The organism is Armatimonas sp., assembly GCF_031410135.1.
Taxonomy (GTDB): domain Bacteria; phylum Armatimonadota; class Armatimonadia; order Armatimonadales; family Armatimonadaceae; genus Armatimonas.
Map to the genome: position 1 here is coordinate 1 of NZ_JANNYP010000747.1, position 2,716 is coordinate 2,716.

Here is a 2,716-nt window from a genome sequence, read left to right on the forward strand (position 1 = left end):
CTGCGTCCGTGCTTCGAGCTCGACCTGAAGCATCGGGGGAGCCTCCACAGAGACGCGACCACGCACCGCCTCAGGCAGGACATAGGTGACAGGCAGAAAGCTCTTGCCCACCTTGGCTCCCGTCGCACTCACCAGGGCTCGCAGTCCCGATTTTCGCACGATCTCGAGCTCATCGGCAGACCCGGTCAGGGTTACCTGCTCGGAAGGCGGCGCTACTTTGACGGCCAGATCAGAGGCGATCCCCGTAACCTCAGGAAGAACCGGCATGCTACTGGTGCGGCTTGGCATGCGCTGCGTGCTGGCGATAATGTAGAGCAAGATCGAGAGAACCAAGGACAGAAGCTTATACTCCCAGTTCCGTCGCAGGAGACTCATCATGGCGCTGGCTTCTCCTTGTTGTTGCTACTACCGCGACGTGGCAGGTGCAGGCGTGGTGCCGCTTTTTTTGCTCCTTTTCCAAAGGCCGTTAGAAGCTTCTCCCGCAAGAGATCCGCACTCTGACCTCGGTCGAGCTTCCCTCCGATGGAGAGCGAGATGGTCCCTGTCTCCTCGGAGACAATCACGACAACGGCATCGGAGTTTTCGGAGGCTCCCATCGCGGCGCGGTGACGCATATGGACGTTCGTTGCAATGTTTGGGGCATCAGACAGCGGTAAGGTGCAGCCCGCCGCCACGAGTCGCCCATTGCGCAGGATCACGGCTCCATCATGAAGAGCCGTACCCGAATAGAAGATCGTCGTGAGGAGCTCAGGAGTCACGGTTGCATTGAGCGTCGTGCCCGTCATAATCACATCGTCGAGCCCCGTTTCCCGTGCGAGTAAGATTAGCGCTCCCGTTTTACGCGCCGAGAGCAGTGTCGCTGCCGTGACGACTGCTTCGACGGTCTCAGTGATATTTTCTTGACGCGCCGCGCTCAGGGGCGCTCCCCAGAAATCCAGCCGTCCCAGGCGCTCTAGGACTTCTCGAAGCTCCGGATAGAGTAAGATCACAATAGCAACCGGCCCAAGAGGCGTCACCGACTGTAAGAGCCAGTTAAGCGTCACCAGCCCCAAGACATTGGAGGCTAGGACGAGGAGAAAAAAAACACCGATTCCGATGAGAATCTGCCAGGCCCTGCGCCCCTTGGCAAGTAAAATCAGGCGGTAGAGGATATAGGCAACGACGACTATATCCAGAGCCGCTAGGAAAACTGCCTTAAAGTCAAAGGAGCGCAGGCTGGCAAGAATAACAGGCATAGATTAGCAATCAGTATACCTGAAGGGTTCTCGGCACTCTACGCAGCGTTGACAGCGGCCACCGCAGCCGCATAGTCGGGCTCCGAGGCGACTTCTGGGACGATCTCTGCGTACGTCACCGTGTCGTTCTTATCTACCACAAAGACCGCACGGGCGTAGAGGCCCAGCTCTTTAAGGTAGACGCCCCAGCTCTTTGCCAGCGCCATCTCGCGGTAGTCCGAGAGCATTATCAGGTTCTTGACATCCTCCGCCTGGCACCAGCGACCCTGGGCAAAAGGCAGATCCGCCGAGACCAGAAAAACCGCGACATCGTCGCCAAACGCTTGGCTGGCATCGCTGAACTTCTTGCCCTCAATCGAGCAGACTCCTGTATCCACAGAGGGAACCAGCACAAAGAGCTTGGTCTTTCCCGCCCCCGCTTCCAGCGGATTCACCGCCGCTAAACCCGCCCCGATCAGAGTTGCACCCGGCGCTTTGGCTCCCACGGTCAGCTCAGGGCCCACCAGGGTCATCGGGTTTCCCTTAAACGTCACCACGCCACTTCGTTCCACAGACATCAATCAAATCCTCCCGCAACACAAGACTCAAACACGCTTCCGTTAGTTCCCACTTAAGTACTCATCCACAGTGCGGACGCCCATCTCTTCGCCACGATTGTAGGACTCCAGAGCGGTGAGTAATGCACGAGCCGTGTCCAGGCTTGTCATACAAGGAACCGCACGCTCGACACTGGCGCGTCGGATGAGTGCCCCCTCCTGCTCGATGCGCCTGTCTTTGCTAATCGTGTTAATAAGCAAGCCGACCTCGCCGCTGTAGATCAAGTCAATGATATCGGGCTTGCCTTCACTGATCTTGTTGACGGGCGTGGCTTGGACACCATGCGATGATAGAAACTTGGCCGTACCCGCCGTTGCATAGACCTGAAAGCCCTGCGTCACAAAGTCCTTGAGCAAGGGTAATGCTTCGTCTTTGTCCGCATCGGCAAGGGTCACAAGAACCGCTTTTTTAAGCGGCAGGTTGATGCCACTGGCGACCAGCGCTTTAAAGAGCGCACGAGGGTAGTCTAAATCTTGACCCAAAATCTCTCCTGTTGACTTCATCTCAGGGCCGAGGGTGTTGTCCACCCCGACCAGCTTCTGGAACGAGAACACGGGAGCCTTGACCGCCGGGTTGGCCTGCTCAGGATACAGCCCGTTCTCGTAGCCCTGGCTCTCCAGTGTCTCCCCTAAAATACAGCGTGTCGCCGCCTTCACCATCGAGACGCCCGTGATCTTCGAAAGATAGGGCACGGTTCGGCTAGAGCGCGGGTTGACCTCAATGACATAGGGAATCTCGCCCTCACAGACAAACTGAATGTTCATCAGGCCGACCACATTCATCGCCTTGGCGAGCTTGATGGCGTACTCCGAGATTAAATCCTTCGTTTTTTGGGAGACGGTCTGTGGGGGATAAACCGCCATCGAGTCGCCGGAGTGCACACC

Annotated in this window: 4 protein-coding genes; all 4 read right to left on the reverse strand. The window is 57.4% G+C overall.

Annotated elements, in window-relative coordinates; all coding sequences use genetic code 11:
- Positions 1-378 (reverse strand): hypothetical protein (locus RMO15_RS27360; protein WP_309720351.1); only part of this gene is annotated, 378 nt, incomplete at its 3' end.
- On the reverse strand, positions 375-1,235 hold the full coding sequence (gene cdaA / locus RMO15_RS27365) for a diadenylate cyclase CdaA (RefSeq protein WP_309720354.1): 861 nt from the start codon (positions 1,233-1,235) through the stop codon (positions 375-377). The genes cdaA and RMO15_RS27360, both read right to left, overlap by 4 nt.
- Before the next feature lie 38 nt (positions 1,236-1,273).
- Positions 1,274-1,792, reverse strand: a complete 519-nt coding sequence (tpx, locus tag RMO15_RS27370; RefSeq protein WP_309720357.1) for a thiol peroxidase — start codon at positions 1,790-1,792, stop codon at positions 1,274-1,276.
- A 42-nt stretch (positions 1,793-1,834) separates the two neighbouring features.
- Positions 1,835-2,716 (reverse strand): ATP-grasp domain-containing protein (locus RMO15_RS27375; RefSeq protein ID WP_309720360.1); only part of this gene is annotated, 882 nt, incomplete at its 5' end.

What these genes read in the sequence shown, in the direction of transcription:
- cdaA (WP_309720354.1), bottom strand. Translation starts at nt 1,235, where the DNA reads ATGCCTGTTATTCTTGCCAGCCTGCGCTCCTTTGACTTTAAGGCAGTT.
- tpx (WP_309720357.1), bottom strand. Translation starts at nt 1,792, where the DNA reads ATGTCTGTGGAACGAAGTGGCGTGGTGACGTTTAAGGGAAACCCGATG.